The sequence below is a fragment of the Bacillus sp. MUM 13 genome (genome assembly GCF_001866725.1).
Taxonomy (GTDB): Bacteria; Bacillota; Bacilli; order Bacillales; family DSM-1321; genus Peribacillus.
The window spans coordinates 37348-52734 of the sequence record NZ_MLYQ01000011.1 but is presented as its reverse complement, the minus strand read 5'-3'; the positions used below and the strand labels follow the sequence as shown (position 1 = coordinate 52734).

Sequence of the window (15387 nt, the reverse complement as noted above, 5' to 3'; positions counted from 1 at the left end):
GGGGCAGCAGGTGTGCCTCCTCGGCTGCGCCTGCGGGGTCTCACCTGTTCTGCTCATCCCGCAGGAGTCTCGCACCTTACGCTCCAATCAACCTGACTTGAGAATGGGTTGCCGTACATAACAAATTAAAAAAACAACAATCTTTAAGAAAAGAGCCTTAAGAAAAGAGCCTTTTCGTATAGTGTTCACTTTCTGAATCCAAAGCTTAGCTTGCTGAGACCTGCAGGATGTGGGTCTCAAAGACGTTGCCCCAGGACGCGGCGTTTTTAGTCTTTGATCATCTGACCGAAGCGTTTGCGCTTTTTTATTAGTCCAGCTCCAGCGCCTAGCCTCTCGAGGTCATAAGTCACGCAAGAATAGAAGGCAAAGAGCGCCTTCTAAGGCCAAATCCCTATTTGCTTCGCAAGCTGGTCAAGCGCCTGCGCTTTTATATTATAATGCATTCTTTATATGGAAGTAAAAGTTTCTTGGTGTGTATGGAATGTTATGGCAAATGGTTATTCCTTGTTGTGGTGTATTTCTTTTGCTAAACTTCTTGATGATGCCTTGCATCTAGGAAAAGGAAATGGTTTCCTCATTGTAAATGGGAAGAGGAAAGAGTAAACTGTTTTTAGTTTTAATAGCCGCTTTATAGTGGTTTTCCAGAAGCTTCATAAAGTCATTTGTGGTAGTATTAAGAGCGTGTGAAAACGTTAACTGAACATAGGCAGGAAGGGATTAGATGTCATCCAAGCTTTTAAGAGGAACTTTTATTTTGACTTTTGGAATGGTGCTGTCTAAATTAATTGGATTGTTTTATGTAATTCCTTTTGAAGCGCTTGTAGGCGCAAAGGGTTCTGAACTCTATCAATATGCATACATTCCGTACACTTTATTCATCAGCCTTGCAACTGGAGGGCTGCCTCTGGCTGTTTCAAAATTTGTTTCCAAATATAATGCACTTGAGGAATATGCAGTTGGCCAAAGGCTATTCAAATCCGGTCTGAAAATCATGATGGTCACTGGATTTGCTGCATTTGTTCTTATGTACATATCTTCTCCATCAATCGCCAGCTTTGTGACTGTCAGCAAAAGCCAGAATTTTACGGTAGAAGATATAACGACGGTCATGAGAGCGGTGAGTTTTGCCTTGATCCTCGTGCCATTTATGAGCCTGATCAGGGGTTATTTTCAGGGCCATCAGTCCATGGGCCCTACAGCTGTTTCACAAGTCGTGGAGCAGGCAGTCAGGATCATTGTCCTTCTTGGGGGAGTGTTTATTGTGATGAAGGTGATGGATGGAAGTCTTGTCACCGCCATCAGCATTGCCACCTTTGCAGCAACTGCAGGGGCTGTCGGAAGCCTGGCTGTTCTTCTCTGGTACTGGAAAAAGAGAAAAGACGACATTGCGGATCTTCTGGTGAAGGATAAGGGTGCTGTGCAAATATCCTTGCCGCAGATTTATAAAGAAATACTTATATCGTCTATTCCATTTGTTTTTGTCGGTATTGCAATGCCGCTGTTTCAATGGGTGGATACATTGACCTTTAATAGGGCTATGGCCAATATCGGCCAGGCGAAAATGTCAGGAAATGCACTAGGAATCCTGAACTTTTCAGCACAGAAACTGGTCATTATTCCAATGACTCTTGCGACGGCCTTTGCGATGAGCATTGTTCCGACCGTTACAAAGGCATTTATTGAAAATAGGATGGATACCTTCAGCAACCAGCTGAATCAGGCCTTTCAGATTTTAATGTTTTTGACATTGCCTGCAGTCATCGGAATGTCCATCTTGGCTAAACCTGTTTATACGGCTTTTTACGGTTATGATGCGCTAGGGGCCAGTGTTCTCGAGACTTATGCGCCAGCAGCGATATTATTCGCCCTTTTCTCAGTTACTGCAGCTGTTTTGCAGGGAATCAATCAGCAAAAGTTTACTGTGCTCAGCCTGCTGACAGGAATCCTGATTAAATTAGCCCTAAACATTCCCATGATAGAAATGTTTCATACTGAAGGCTCCATTTATGCGACAACAATCGGATATCTGGCAGCTTGTCTGATTAATATGTATATCATTACTTATTTTACAGGCTACAAATATAGAATGGTCATTCAAAGGACTTTGCTTATGGCAGCATTCACTGCAGGAATGGCTTTAGTTGTCGGGGGAGCGGAATGGCTCCTGGCGCCTGTCCTTAATCCTGAAAATAGAATGCAGTCTGTTCTCTTTACGGTCATTTGTGCAGGATTAGGTGCCATTGTGTACTTTATACTTTCAGTTAAGAGCGGCCTTGCCATTCAGCTTTTTGGCAGGAGAATCGAAAGACTCCAGCAGAAGCTCCGGCTTAAATTTTAATGCATCTAGTGTTTACTATAGGAAAATATCGGGAAAAGATATTTTTGTTTAACAAGGCCTTGCCGTTTTTTAAGTGGCAGGGCCTTTTAAAAGAGGAACCGCATTTATTAAGGGGGATACTATGAGAATCGATAAGCTACTGTCCAATGCAGGATTAGGAAGCAGGAAAGATGTGAAAAAGCTGCTGAAATCCGGTGCAGTCAAAGTGAATGAAACAGTAATCAAAAGTTCAAAGGAACATGTGGAACCCGATGCGGATGTAGTAACTGTTCATGGAGAAGAAGTGCAATACAGGGAATTTATTTACCTGATGATGAATAAACCTCAGGGGGTTTTATCGGCTACAGAAGATAAATACCAGGAAACAGTAATTGATATTCTCCAGCCTGAGGATCAGATATTTGAACCATTTCCAGTTGGAAGGCTGGATAAGGATACGGAAGGGCTTTTGCTTCTTACAAATGATGGATCCCTTGCACATCAGCTGCTTTCTCCCAAGAAGCATGTGCCCAAAACCTATTTTGCAGTCATTGAAGGGAAAGTCACTGATCAAGATGCAAAAGCATTTCGTGAGGGTGTTGAATTTGATGATGGATACGTGACAAAGCCCGGTGAATTGAACATTTTGAAATCAGGACTGACTTCTGATATAGAATTAACAATTACCGAAGGGAAATTTCATCAGGTCAAAAGAATGTTTGAGGCAGTTGGCAAAAAGGTCGTTTATCTGAAGCGAATTTCCATGGGCAGCCTGCAGCTTGATGAGGAGCTGGAACTCGGGGAATACAGGGAATTGACCAACGAAGAAATCGAAGAACTTAAATCAGGCTACAATCCTGAAGAATAAAAAATAATTTCTGATTATCGCAAAAAAACGAGGCGGACTCCTAAGCCGGCCTCGTTCTATTTATATGTTTTTTCTTTTTTTATATCTGTTAACCTGCATGCTGCAGGCTGTGTAATGCTAAGATGACACCTTTACCCTCTTGTTAGTGATGGTCCATAAGCCGCGGCTTGGGCTTTTGACTAAGTCGTTATAGGCTAACACATTTAAATCGCGCTGTACCGTTCGAGGAGTGATGCCAAATTCTTCTACAAGTTCTTGAGTAGAAACCGTACCGTTATTACTTATAAACATATAAACGGATTTAATACGGGTTAACATGCGATTTGTTGAAGGTTTCAAAAAATCACTCCCTATTCTTTTTCATTGTTCCTGGGACGAATGAAAACACAACCGATATTCAGGGCAGCATTTCAGCAGCCGCTATGTACTTGCTATACCACTTTGGACCTCCTGTGAAACATTTTATGAAAAGACAAGATGTCTTTTGCTTATATTTTACCTCTTTATAAATGGAAATTCTACAAATTCGCATTAAATTAACGAAATATTAAATTTTTTAATTGGGACTATATCTATATGCAGGTAGCTATGGTTTTTAATACCTCGAAAAGGAAAAATATACATATAGGTTTAAAATATGTAATTGTGTATAATTTACTTGTTCTGTGGAATTTATGGAATTATTTTTCAAAGGCTCTTTTCTTAAAGATTGTTGTTACTTAAACAGTTCTCGAGGCAATTCCATTGTTATAGCAGGTTGATTGGAGCGGAAGGTGCGGAGACTCCTGCGGGATCAGCGTGACAGGTGAGACCCCGCAGACGCAAGTCGAGGAGGCTCAGCGCACGCCCCGCGGAAAGCGAAGCATCCTGGAGGGGAAATCAACCCCTTGTTTCATATCAACAAAGTTTATGAAAACAGCCTTTTCAAAAGAAATCAGGAGGACTATAGATTGATAGGAAGAGAAGCACTCAGGAACCGTCTTGTGCACAATAAAGAAAACCTCTATTTTGCAATTACTGCATTAATCGGCATTATTAGTTACATTTTGTTATTCTTCTCGGTGATTGGCATTGCCATCAGTTTGATAATCATGATTTTTTCTTTTCTTGCCCACTCGCTGTCCATGGCATCCATCCGCCGGAATGGTGTAAGGGTCAGTGAAAATCAATTTCCTCATATTTATGAAAAGGCGGAAATACTGGCTGCTGCAATGGAGCTGGCTTCGATTCCATCTATTTATGTGATGGAATCATCAGGTATTTTAAATGCCTTCGCATCGCGCTTCTTCGGGAAGAATATGGTGGTCATTTATTCGGAAATATTTGATTTGTCAGATGAGAGGGAGGATCAGCTGCTCTTTGTTCTTGCACATGAATTTGCCCATTTAAAGCGGCGCCATGTTTTAGTGCATACATTATTACTTCCATCTATGTTTGTGCCGCTGCTGAGTGAAGCATATTTAAGGGCTTGTGAATACACTTGTGACCGCTATGCAGCTTTTTATGTAAATAATACTGAAGCATCAAAGGAAGCTTTAGCCATGCTTGCCATTGGGAAGAAACTGGCTCCGCAAGTTAATAAAGAAGCATATATTGAACAAATTCGGGAAGAGTCCGGATTTTTCGCCTGGATGAGTGAAAAGCTTTCCACTCATCCAGATTTGCCAAAACGGATAAATTCTCTTGATAACTGGCTCGATCCGGAAGAAAAGCCGTTAGTGAAAGAAAAGAAAAAATCAGTAGTGCTGGGCCTTGCTGCTGCATTAATAATCGGCATTTTGATTATAGCGGCCGCTGCTGGCATTGGAACATGGGCGGTGAAATCGGGTGTGCTGGATACCTTTTTAGATGAAGCGGGCCTGGTTCAAGGATACACCTCCCTTATGGAGGCTGCCTCTACTAATGATACAGAAAAACTGAGAGAGCTTCTTGCCGGCGGTGCAAATTTGGAGGAAAAAGACAATGAAGGATTTACAGCTCTTCAATGGGCTGTAAGCAACGATAATAGGAAGGCGGCTAAGTTCCTTTTAGAACATGGCGCAAATGTGAATTCAAGAGACTCATGGAGAGCCACTCCGCTTATTAATGCTGTTTCCAATAATTCATCTGAAATGGCAGAAATGCTGATTCAAGCAGGTGCGGACCTTTCCTATGAAGATGATGAAGGATTCACAGCATATGACTACGCCGTGGAAAATGAAAATGAACAGCTGCAGAGCTTGTTATCAAAAAAAAATAGCCATATAAAAAAACAAAGCGATATTTAGGAGCAGGCTATCTTTTTTGCAAACAGACATGTTTCTCATGAATATGCCGGTATATTATATTCTGGCCCAAGGCATAATCTGTGATATAATAAATTTTGAAAAAAAACAGGAAAAAGAGGGGCTTGAATGAAGAGTAAAGAGATTTTTTCATGGGTTAAAGCACTTGCTATTGCAGTCATTTTGGCTTTTGTCATCAGAACCTATATTTTTGCTCCTATTGTAGTGGATGGAGAATCCATGATGCCTACATTGCAGGACCATGAGCGTATCGTGCTTAATAAGTTCGGAACTAAGATCAATGATATCAGCCGGTTTGATATAGTCGTTTTTCATGCAACCAAGGAAAAGGACTTCATCAAGAGGGTAATCGGGCTGCCTGGAGATCATATTGAATACCGTAATGACACCCTTTATGTGAACGGGAAGAAATATAAAGAGCCATATCTTGATAAATATAAGAAACAGATGTCAGGCGAGCCGTTAACGGCAGATTTTAGCCTAGAAGATGTTACAGGCAGCACTACTGTTCCGAAAGGCCAGCTTTTTGTGATGGGGGATAACCGCCAAAACAGCATGGACAGCCGTGAAATCGGCACGATATCCGTGGATAAAATAGTCGGCAAGGCAGGTCTAGTGTATTGGCCAATCAAAGAAATTAAAACTGTAAACTAAACTAAGAAGACGCCGGGGAGAGACCGGCGTCTTTTTGTTTGGCTCTTTTCTAAAGGCTGTTTTCGTAAACTTTGCTGCTATGGAACAAAATGCTGATTTCCGCATCAGGATGCTCGCTTTCCGCGGGGCAGGCGGTGGGCCTCCTGCGGGGTCTCACCTTCCCGCTAATCGCACAGGAGTCTCGCACCTTGCACTCCAATCAACCCGGTTTAACAACGGGATCGCTTCACAGAGCATATTAAACAACAATCTTTAAGAAAAGAGCCTTTAAAAAAAAAGACAAAAAAAAAGACCTGATTGCAAAGTAAGTAGTTCAGATAATGGTGGAGAAAACTTAAAACAACAGTGTAATTCCCTTACCAAAAATCATTTGAATTAACAGACTAAATATCAGTTTATTTAACACGTTTTAAATTATTATTGTTAAGTTAAGACTTCTACTTAACTTCGATTACAAAGGCATAACTTGAATTCCCTTTTTCCCATCTTGCATAAACATCGTACACATATATGCCCTTTTCCTTTGGCAACAGAATCGCATTATCATTTATTGAAACATTTTCTGTTTTTTCATTGGTACGCCATTGAGTTACATTTAATGTATCCTCTTGCGGTTTATTTTTAAACTCTATTTTCAGTTTAGATTGCGGAGATACAACGATAGGTTTTATGTCTTGATTTTTAATGATTTCTGGCGGAGAACTCGTATCAGCACAAATTGAATTAAGCAATCCTCTCCAACAATACGAACCTTGTATGGCTTCAACCTTTTTATCTTTGACAGTTATTGTTGGTGAAGGTGGTTTTACACTAAATAGTCCTATAACGAAAAAAATCCCAACTGCTAACACAATTAACACTATTATAGTAATTAAAGTCTTTTTCATTCTCTTCCCCTTAATGGATTTCCTGAAAATATTGTAATTTTCTGAATAATATATATATTTATTTTAACACATAATTCCAAAATCCTAAAAAAGAGTTCGTTATTATCAAACGACCTCTATTACTGCTATTTTATGTATAGTTTAACAAAAATTACTGATGTATAGGCAAAAATAAAGGGCTAAATCACTTTGCGATTTAACCCTTTATTTACTATGCTATTTAGAATGTTTCTCCACAAAAACTGAACTACTTAATTTCAAAATCATATCTTTTTTGTTCTTAGCCGCCTATATAGGACATTTCAATTTTTTCCTGATGAATGTTTTTACCTTCTGCCCGTTCATCTGAGTATCTATCTTTCCGGTGATTCCAGAGGGAAACAATATGATCAGTCAATTCGCTGTCAGTCATATCAGACCGCAGAAGTCCCTTTATATCGTGTCCGTTCCCATTAAACAAGCAGGTATAAAGGCTTCCGTTTGCAGAAAGTCTTGCCCTGGTGCAGCTGCCGCAAAACGATTCAGAAACAGAGGTGATAAATCCGACTTCGGTATCTGTACCCTTGTAGCGATATCTTTTTGCTACCTCACCATAATAATCTGCTTCTGCCGGCTCAATTTCAAATTCAGATTGCAGCAGGTCAATAATTTCTTTCTTTGTCACAACATTTTCCATTTGCCAGCCATTTGTGCTCCCGACATCCATGAACTCGATGTAACGGAGCTGTATTCCTTCTTTAAGGCAAAAACGTGCCATTGGCAGGATCTGATTCTCATTCAGCCCTTTTTTAACAACCATGTTTACTTTAACACCCAGCCCTGCTTCTTTAGCAGCCCGAATGCCTTCCATAACAGCTTTGGTTCCTATATTTCTGCCGTTAATTTGCTTGAATAGCTCATCATCTATGCTGTCTAGGCTGATATTTACACGGTGCACACCTGATTCTTTTAATTCTTTCGCGTATCTTTTAAGAAAAACGCCATTGGTTGTTAAACCAATATCTTTAATTCCTTCAATTTGTGACAAGTTCTTAATTAACTTGGGAAGATCTTTTCTGAGGAGGGGCTCTCCTCCAGTCAATCTCAATTTTTCAACCCCAAGGCTTGCAAATATTCTGGCCGTCCGCTCAATTTCCTCATAAGACAGCAATTCGCTTTTAGGAAGAAAATGAAAATTTTCATTAAAAATCTCAGCAGGCATGCAATATTGACATCTGAAGTTGCAACGATCTATAACAGAAATCCGCAAGTCTCTTAAGGGTCTGTCCAGAGCGTCTTTGACTTTGGTGTTATACAAACTTCTTCACTCCCTTAGAGGTATGAATTCGGCAAATGTTAATTGTTTTATCTATTTATATCTTCAAAGATTAATCGGTATTTTCAAACAGTTATTCACCGTTTTTTTGTCCTGGATAAAAACAGGGATAATGAAATAATAACTGATTGTATCATTTTTTGTGAGTTTTGAACAATAATCAGCTTAAGGTTTTTGCCGCAAGTCTAATCTGTATAAGATATGCAGCTTTAGGAGCAATAAATGACCATGCAAAAAACCGGATTTCAACAAAACAAAAATCTTCTAAAAGGCAAAAGAATATGCTGCCTTTTGTCATTCTCGTTCTGCAGATTCCGGCTTAATGTCCATCATTGTTAAAATTTATATATATTCTTTGACTTCCGTCCGCTCCGTATTACTTAATCCCAAGGGCAATCTTGGCATATCGTGACATTCTATCTTTTGTCCAAGGCGGATTCCAGACAATATTGACTTCTGTTTCTTTAATTTCCGGAATATCTTCAAGCACATATTTCACTTGATCCACAATGGTGGCGGCAAGAGGGCAGCCCATAGCAGTCAGTGTCATGGTTACAGTAGCCAGACCTTCTTCATTTAAATCAGCATCATAAACTAAACCTAAATTTACTATATCTATGCCAAGTTCAGGGTCGATGACCTGTTCTAAAGCCCCCATAATGTTATCTTTTAAATCCTGGTCCATGCTTTTTCACTCCTTCACTGAATCTTTCTTATGCTTTTTATCATAACATTGTATGCCACGTGAGTTAAGCTTTTTGCCCTGCTTGTCCCAAAAAGGTTTCAAACCATTCAGCTGTTTTCAGCACACCTTCCCTGCTTACTTTATGTCCTGCTTGTTTATCCAGGATAAACTGCAGCTTTCCCTTGGCATGGGCATAAGCGGGGCGCATGGACTCATAAAAGTCGGATGCATGCTTATATGGGACTACAGGGTCTTTGGCGCCGTGCCAATACAGCATCGGCCTGCCTGCAAGCTTATCGCTGTGCAGGCTGAGGTCATAGTCGCGTATCAGCTCAAGCTGTTTGTTCATTTCCTGCTGGGGGATGTTTATATCCGCTGCCTGTTTTTGGATGTTTTCCATTTGCATCTGGGCATATTTAACATAAGAAGGATTGCCCATAAGGCTTACACCTGCACTGATCCATTTATAAACAGCCATGGCACCATTTGTTATAATACCGCCCATCGAAGTCCCTGATATGCCTATTTTATCCGGTAAAATCAAATTCCTATTAAGCAGATCATCCTTTAAGATTTCGATTTCCTTAATGGTCTGTACAACCGTGCCCCAGAATCGCATCATTAATTGAGTTTCACTGTACCCCTGAGAGCGCTCGCCGTGATAAACAGCATCAGGAAGAAGGACCCTGAAACCTTTTTCAGCCATTAAATAGGCATAATGAAGATTATGCTCCTTAGCGCTCGTAAATCCATGTATGAAAATGATAAAAGGAAGTTTTTCATCATATCTTTCTTTTTGGGCTATATGCAGGACAGGTATATCCTCTATCCTTTCCTTTTCAATGACCACCAATGAAAATCCCTCCATCGTGAATACTATTTAATATATGTTATATATTTTTACTATACAGGAATGTCCAAAGAATGAAAAAGAATTAACTTTCGCTTAAAATGGAAGTAAACTTAATATTGTAGCATGTAATACAATACTGAAAACAGAGGGTGACCTTATGGCTGAAAAATACTTAATCGCATTAGATCTAGATGGAACATTGCTTACTGACAATAAATCCATATCTCCGCGTTCAAAAAAGGTTCTTTCCCAATTAAAAGACAGAGGTCACGAAGTCATGATTTCTACAGGAAGGCCTTTCCGCTCGTGCGAGGTTTATTATCAGGAGCTCGGCCTGACTACACCAATCGTCAACTTCAATGGTGCATTTGTTCACCATCCATTAGATAAAAGCTTTGGAACATACCATTCTCCGCTGGATATAGATGTCGCCAAACAAATTGTAGATGCATGTGACAGCTTCCATTATCACAATATAGTTGCTGAAGTCAGAGATGATGTTTACTTCCATTATCATGACGAAAAGCTGATTGATATCATGCGTATGGGAAATCCTGTTATCACAACAGGGGACCTTAGAAGTTTTCTTAATGTGCCCCCAACAAGCATGCTCATACATACTGATGCCCAGCATGTCGCCCAAATCAGGGAGCATTTATCAGATGTGCATGCAGAAGTAATCGATCACCGCAGATGGGCTGATCCATTCCATGTAATTGAAATCGTTAAATCCGGCTTAAACAAAGCGGTAGGATTGGAAAGGGTCGCAAAATATTTTGACATTCCAAGAGAAAGAATCATTGCTTTTGGCGATGAAGATAATGATTTTGAAATGATAAAATATGCAGGTACAGGTGTCGCGATGGGAAATGGTCTCGATGAATTAAAAGAAATGGCCGATGAAATCACGCTCAGCAATGAAGAAGACGGAATTGCTGTATTCCTGGAAGAAAAATTCAATCTTAAATGAGCAATTCTAATTCCATATTTTTACGCTGTTAATATCCCGACTGACAGCCAAACTATTGATGTACAGGAAGCAATTCAATTCCGGTGCAATGCTTTAAATACGGAGGCGATAGTGATGGGTAAAAGCAGTAAATCCAAACGATTTGTCAAGCAGGGCATGGATACTGTATCCAAGCATGCTGAAAAAATCCCTTATCATTCTACGTACGCTGAAGCAGAAGAAAGAAAGCTCCAAAGCATGTCAGAACAAAGTTATGGTGGTTTCTAATGGCAAATAAATTATTTCAGCAGGCTCGCGACTTCGTAAAGGAAGCCCTGCATGCAGATCATGACGAGCATCAGCAAAATCAAGTGCATCAAAAGCAAGACACCGAGGAAATTGCCAAGAATGCCCTTTCCTCAGCTTTTGCAAATTCAACTGCTGCCGAAAAGGAACAGTTGAGCGAGCTTCAAAAAGAGCTTGAGGGGAAACTCTAAAGCCTAAATGCCCGCAGCAGAATAAAAGTCTTAGCCTTGCGTATGTAACAGGTTTTTCTGCTTCGTTCCATATGTATAGGCAAAACAAAAGGAAGGCCAAGCCCCATTGAGGAGCTTGGCCTTCTTTTAAACGTTAATCATTATTGCTGTTTCGGGCTTTTCCGCCTTTTTCACCGATTTCCCGGTAAAAGTCTTTATCGTGATTTTTTGAAGTGGCTTCTCCGCCCTTTTCGCCGATTTCCTGATAAAATTCTTTATCATGGTTCTTTGCAGTGGCTTCTCCGCCCTTGCGTCCAGCTTCTTCTCTGCTCATCTTGCCATTCTGATTGTCAGCCATTTTTCAACCACTCCTTAGAATTTTTTTAAAAACGGTTTATGGACTTAAGAAAAACTCCCGAATCTGTGATGCTGTATATTTAGAACATTAGTCGTTGTTGTTATTGCGGGAATTTCCGCCTTTTTCGCCAATTTCCCGATAGAAGTCTTTATCGTGGTTCTCTGATGTGGCTTCTCCGCCCTTTTTGCCGATTTCCTGATAAAATTCCTTATCATGGTTCTCTGATGTGGCTTCTCCGCCTTTTTTGCCGATTTCCTGATAAAATTCCTTATCATGATTATCAGCTGTGGCTTCTCCGCCCTTTTGTCCAATTTCCTGATAAAAATCTTTGTCGTGATTGTCAGCGGTGGCTTCTCCGCCTTTTTGCCCGATTTCCTGATAAAAATCTTTGTCGTGATTTTTCGAAGTTGCTTCTCCGCCTTTACGGCCTGCTTCTTCTCTGCTCATTTTCCCATCTTTTTGGTTAGCCATTATGAATCACTCCTAAATAAGATTTTTGTAAGTTACACTACTGAAAATAGCCCTTTTTACAGAACAATAAACATGAAAAACCAGGTTTTTTCCAATTGTAATATAGCCGTTATGTTCTTTACATTTTGTAATATGAAAAATGGTTTAATCCTTTCTAAATGCTCCAAAGACTGCTGCCGTTTCGACAATATTCGTAAAAGCCGTCGGATCTTCTTCCCTGATTATTTGCTCCAGATCGTATAGCTCATAGCGGGTGATGACAATCATCATCATTTCTTTATTTTGATTAGTAAAGGCCCCTTTGGCAGGAACAGATGTAATGCCCCTGACAAGTTTGGCATGAATGGCTTTTTTTAATTGTTCTCCCTTATTTGTGACAATCATGACTGTAAGCTTTTCATGGCGGGTATGGATTGCATCAATTACCCGTGTGGAAGCATATAGGGTCACAAGCGTATACAAAGCATTTTGCCAGCCGTAAATACTTCCTGCGGTAATAATGATAATGCTGTTAAGCATAAAGAAATACACGCCGACAGGCTTATCCTTGATCTTGGAAAGAAGCATGGCAATGATGTCCATTCCTCCTGTAGATGCACCGAATTTCAAGGTCAGCCCCACTCCGACAGCCGCAATAACACCCCCAAAGACGGCATTTAGAAGAATATCAGGCGATACATGCTTCACCGGCAGTACTTCAAGGAAAATGGTCGATAACAGAACACTGATAAAACTGTAAAATGTAAAAGACTTTCCTATTTTTCTCCAGGCAATAATCGTAACGGGCACATTTAATACAAACAGCAATATTCCCGTCGATATATTAAAAGGCGCAAAAGAGCCCAGCAGCTTAGACAAAAGCTGGGCTGCTCCGGTAAATCCGCTGGCGTAAACATTTGCCGGGATCAAAAAGAAGTTCATGGCGATTGCATTCAAAAAGGCGCCAATCACCACTACAATAATTTTTTTTGCTTCTACTATGTACATAAAAGTCCTCCATTCTTCTTAAACATTAGTATCCTATTCCCCTCAGCCAGTTATTCTAGACATGAATGGATTGTAATTTTCCAGCAGTATGCGTAAACTGGGTATATTAACTCAATTTCATGTTTTCGTCGGCACCTAACAAAACAGGCATACTATCCGCTATGCCTATACATACCATTCAACAGCGAAATGTTATTTTGCTTCACTTAATATGGAGCTGAACCCATTCAAACCGCTGTTTGGGCTTGAATAGATGAACTTGATTTAATCTAAAGGCTCTTTTCTTGAAGATTGCTGTTTTTTAATGAGTTCTGTGAGGCAATTTCATTATTAAATGAGGTTGATTGGAGCGGAAGGTGCGAGACTCCTGCTTAGATTAGCGAAGGTGAGACCCCGCAGGCGCAGCAGAGGAGGCTCACCGCTTGCGTGAAAAGCGAGCATCCTGGAGCGGAAATCAACCCCTTGTTCGAAAGCAGCAAAGATTACGAAAGCAGCCAATCTAAAAAACAATATTGTTTTAGAAAGCAGGTGCAATAATGACCATTCAAATTTTAACAGACAGTGCCAGTGACTTGCCGTTGTCTTTTTATAAAGAAAACCAGGTTACATTCATTCCCTTACAAGTAAACCTTGAAGGAGAAGTTTACGAGGATGTTAAGGGCATACAGCCTGAGGATGTTTTTGAAGCAATGAGATCAGGAAAAACCCCTAAAACTTCCCAGGCTTCTCCAGAAGTTTTTGAGTCAATATTCAAGGAGATAGCAGAAAGCGGCCGGACTGCCATTTATATTGCTTTTTCTTCAGAGCTATCCGGAACTTACCAGACTGCAGTCATGGTCCGGAACCTTGTTAAAGAAGAGCACCCCGGACTCGATCTAGAAATTATCGATTCAAAATGTGCTTCGCTTGGCGGCGGCCTTGTAGTGGAAAGTGCGGCCCGCTTAGCGCTGAATGGTGCTGATAAAGAAGAAATCATGAGTGATATTACTTTCCATATTGAACATATGGAGCATCTCTTCACTGTCGATAATTTAGAATATCTCGCGCGCGGAGGAAGAATATCCAAAGCCTCTGCACTCGTAGGCGGCCTATTGAATATCAAGCCTCTTTTGCATGTGGAAGATGGAAAACTCGTCCCTCTTGAAAAGCTTCGCGGCAAAAAGAAACTTTTAAAACGGGTCATAGAATTGATGCATGAACGCGGCGAGGGACTCGAGAATCAAACGGTTGCCATCAGCCATGGAGATGACTTGGAAACGGCGCTTGAATGGAAGCAATCCATCGAAGAAGAGTTTGGCACCGCGCATTTTATCATTAATACAATCGGTGCTGCAATCGGGGCACATTCAGGCCCTGGCACAATCGCCTTATTTTTCTTGAACAAATCGCCCAAATTGTAATGGTGCACATAGTTCTCATCAGATTGCAGGATACTAACCTTAGTATCATCTAAGGGGGTTTCTATATTGTCAAACACAGCTGATAATAATAAAAAGGCAAAAGATAATCAAGCGGCCAATGCCAGGGAAAACATATCCCGGGCAAAGAACAATGAGGCAGGCAAGCACTCATATTCAAAAAAAACGGACCACAAATAAGGGAGATCCCGTACAGGGCCTCACCAGGAGTTTTCACGGGACAATAAATACGGATTTGGGAAAAGGAGCAGCGGGAAACCCTGCTTCTTTTATGATTCTCTAAGATTGTTTGGTTGTCATCATCTCCCTGATTATCTATAATAAAGACATCAAAAATCCCCGGAGGTAATTATGGCAAAGGAAAATTCGTTTGATATTGTATCCAAGGTGGAGTTTTCTGAGGTAACCAATGCAGTCAGCATGGCTCTGAAAGAAATACAGACGCGCTATGACTTTAAAGGAAGCAAAAGTGATATATCCCTCGAAAAAGAAGAACTTATTCTTGTTTCTGACGATGAGTACAAGCTTGATCAGCTAAAAGATGTATTAATCAGCAAGCTTGTAAAGCGTGATGTGCCAATCAAGAACCTGGACTACGGAAAAATTGAAGGCGCTTCAGGCGGCACTGTCCGCCAGAGGGCAAAGCTTGTTCAGGGAATTGATAAAGAACAGGCAAAAAAAATAAACACCATCATAAAAAACAGCGGCTTGAAAGTAAAAAGCCAGATTCAGGATGACCAAATCCGCGTAACCGGAAAAAACAGGGATGACCTGCAGGGCATTATTTCAGCCATCCGCGGTGCTGACTTGTCCATCGATGTGCAGTTTATCAACTACCGTTAAAAACGCCCGGCACACCATGAA

At 40.6% G+C, this 15387-nt stretch carries 17 protein-coding genes and 1 pseudogene; 10 read left to right on the top strand and 8 right to left on the bottom strand.

The window, feature by feature from the left end; genetic code table 11:
- Positions 1-721: 721 nt before the first annotated feature.
- The gene (locus BIV59_RS04030; protein ID WP_071350167.1) at positions 722-2338 is read left to right on the top strand and encodes a putative polysaccharide biosynthesis protein; all 1617 of its coding nucleotides are present in this window, start codon (positions 722-724) and stop codon (positions 2336-2338) included.
- A gap of 121 nt (positions 2339-2459) precedes the next feature.
- The gene (locus BIV59_RS04025) at positions 2460-3185 is read left to right on the top strand and encodes a pseudouridine synthase (RefSeq protein WP_071350166.1); all 726 of its coding nucleotides are present in this window, start codon (positions 2460-2462) and stop codon (positions 3183-3185) included.
- A gap of 117 nt (positions 3186-3302) precedes the next feature.
- Here the strand turns inward: BIV59_RS04025 and BIV59_RS22675 are convergent, their stop codons facing one another.
- Positions 3303-3524 (bottom strand): DeoR family transcriptional regulator, encoded by a 222-nt coding sequence (locus BIV59_RS22675; RefSeq protein ID WP_083392038.1) that lies wholly within the window; start codon positions 3522-3524, stop codon positions 3303-3305.
- 611 nt (positions 3525-4135) lie between these two features.
- Here BIV59_RS22675 and BIV59_RS04020 point away from each other — a divergent pair.
- Positions 4136-5452 (top strand): M48 family metallopeptidase, encoded by a 1317-nt coding sequence (locus tag BIV59_RS04020; protein ID WP_240501848.1) that lies wholly within the window; start codon positions 4136-4138, stop codon positions 5450-5452.
- Positions 5453-5578: 126 nt separating this feature from the next.
- Positions 5579-6124 (top strand): signal peptidase I, encoded by a 546-nt coding sequence (gene lepB, locus BIV59_RS04015; protein ID WP_071350165.1) that lies wholly within the window; start codon positions 5579-5581, stop codon positions 6122-6124.
- Between the two features lie 437 nt (positions 6125-6561).
- Here lepB and BIV59_RS04005 read toward each other — a convergent pair whose 3' ends face one another.
- The 4 genes from BIV59_RS04005 to BIV59_RS03990 all read right to left on the bottom strand — a co-directional run bounded on the left by BIV59_RS04005 (position 6562) and on the right by BIV59_RS03990 (position 9861).
- The gene (locus BIV59_RS04005) at positions 6562-7011 is read right to left on the bottom strand and encodes a hypothetical protein (RefSeq protein WP_071350163.1); all 450 of its coding nucleotides are present in this window, start codon (positions 7009-7011) and stop codon (positions 6562-6564) included.
- A 280-nt stretch (positions 7012-7291) separates the two neighbouring features.
- Positions 7292-8308: a GTP 3',8-cyclase MoaA gene (gene moaA / locus BIV59_RS04000; RefSeq protein ID WP_071350162.1), complete on the bottom strand. Its 1017-nt coding sequence runs from the start codon at positions 8306-8308 to the stop codon at positions 7292-7294.
- Positions 8309-8702: 394 nt separating this feature from the next.
- Entirely contained in the window at positions 8703-9011 is a 309-nt protein-coding gene (locus tag BIV59_RS03995; RefSeq protein WP_071350161.1) for a metal-sulfur cluster assembly factor, read from the bottom strand.
- A gap of 64 nt (positions 9012-9075) precedes the next feature.
- Positions 9076-9861, bottom strand: a complete 786-nt coding sequence (locus BIV59_RS03990; protein ID WP_240501849.1) for a prolyl oligopeptidase family serine peptidase — start codon at positions 9859-9861, stop codon at positions 9076-9078.
- A 160-nt stretch (positions 9862-10021) separates the two neighbouring features.
- On the opposite strand from BIV59_RS03990, the gene BIV59_RS03985 reads away from it, so the two are divergent.
- The 3 genes from BIV59_RS03985 to BIV59_RS03980 all read left to right on the top strand — a co-directional run bounded on the left by BIV59_RS03985 (position 10022) and on the right by BIV59_RS03980 (position 11310).
- Positions 10022-10834: a Cof-type HAD-IIB family hydrolase gene (locus BIV59_RS03985; protein WP_071350159.1), complete on the top strand. Its 813-nt coding sequence runs from the start codon at positions 10022-10024 to the stop codon at positions 10832-10834.
- 114 nt (positions 10835-10948) lie between these two features.
- Positions 10949-11101, top strand: a complete 153-nt coding sequence (locus BIV59_RS23500; protein ID WP_170846079.1) for a hypothetical protein — start codon at positions 10949-10951, stop codon at positions 11099-11101.
- Positions 11101-11310, top strand: coding sequence for a DUF3813 domain-containing protein (locus BIV59_RS03980; protein WP_071350158.1), 210 nt, complete (start codon positions 11101-11103; stop codon positions 11308-11310). The genes BIV59_RS23500 and BIV59_RS03980 overlap by 1 nt, the downstream gene beginning before the upstream one ends.
- Positions 11311-11446: 136 nt before the next feature.
- Here the strand turns inward: BIV59_RS03980 and BIV59_RS03975 are convergent.
- From BIV59_RS03975 to BIV59_RS03965, 3 genes and pseudogenes are all read right to left on the bottom strand, one after another.
- Positions 11447-11647 (bottom strand): annotated as a pseudogene (locus tag BIV59_RS03975) (KGG domain-containing protein); the annotation flags it as partial.
- A gap of 87 nt (positions 11648-11734) precedes the next feature.
- Positions 11735-12118 (bottom strand): glucose starvation-inducible protein GsiB, encoded by a 384-nt coding sequence (gsiB, locus tag BIV59_RS03970; protein ID WP_071350156.1) that lies wholly within the window; start codon positions 12116-12118, stop codon positions 11735-11737.
- Between the two features lie 144 nt (positions 12119-12262).
- Entirely contained in the window at positions 12263-13105 is an 843-nt protein-coding gene (locus BIV59_RS03965; RefSeq protein WP_071350155.1) for a YitT family protein, read from the bottom strand.
- Between the two features lie 536 nt (positions 13106-13641).
- Between BIV59_RS03965 and BIV59_RS03960 the strand changes: the two genes are divergently transcribed.
- The 3 genes from BIV59_RS03960 to BIV59_RS03955 all read left to right on the top strand — a co-directional run bounded on the left by BIV59_RS03960 (position 13642) and on the right by BIV59_RS03955 (position 15366).
- Entirely contained in the window at positions 13642-14505 is an 864-nt protein-coding gene (locus BIV59_RS03960; protein WP_071350154.1) for a DegV family protein, read from the top strand.
- 66 nt (positions 14506-14571) lie between these two features.
- On the top strand, positions 14572-14703 hold the full coding sequence (locus BIV59_RS23155) for a DUF3941 domain-containing protein (protein WP_139194299.1): 132 nt from the start codon (positions 14572-14574) through the stop codon (positions 14701-14703).
- A 171-nt stretch (positions 14704-14874) separates the two neighbouring features.
- Complete coding sequence (locus BIV59_RS03955; RefSeq protein WP_071350153.1) at positions 14875-15366, top strand: YajQ family cyclic di-GMP-binding protein; 492 nt, start codon at positions 14875-14877, stop codon at positions 15364-15366.
- Positions 15367-15387: the final 21 nt, after the last annotated feature.